General features: G+C 59.3%; 1 protein-coding gene. It reads right to left on the reverse strand.

The annotated features are described in order from the left end of the window. Positions 1-322, reverse strand: a 322-nt coding sequence (locus tag C5748_RS27570; protein WP_146119669.1) for an ISAs1 family transposase, incomplete at both ends; no start/stop codon positions are given.

Below are 322 nucleotides of genomic sequence, written 5' to 3' on the forward strand. Positions count from 1 at the left end.
GGCGCGAGGTCTTGCCGTCGATGGCGACGATGTCGGGATCATCCTCGCGCATCCCGTCGACCCAGTTGATGAAACAGTCCGAGAAGGTTTGCGCCGGTAAGGCGTTGATGACGTCGTTGAGTGTGTCATGGGAGGGAATGCCCTGCTTGAAGGGGAGAAAACGGCGCAGGAAATCCAGCTTCCGCCTGGCCCAGCGCTCGATCTCAACGAAATCGTCCGCCCCGGCCATCGTCGCGCACAGCACGCAAAGCAATATCTCGGCTAAAGGATACAGCACTTTCCACGACTGGCGCGGGTCTTCAAGGGAGCCAAACTGATCGAG

This window comes from Phyllobacterium phragmitis, from assembly GCF_002980495.1.
GTDB lineage: Bacteria > Pseudomonadota > Alphaproteobacteria > Rhizobiales > Rhizobiaceae > Paramesorhizobium > Paramesorhizobium phragmitis.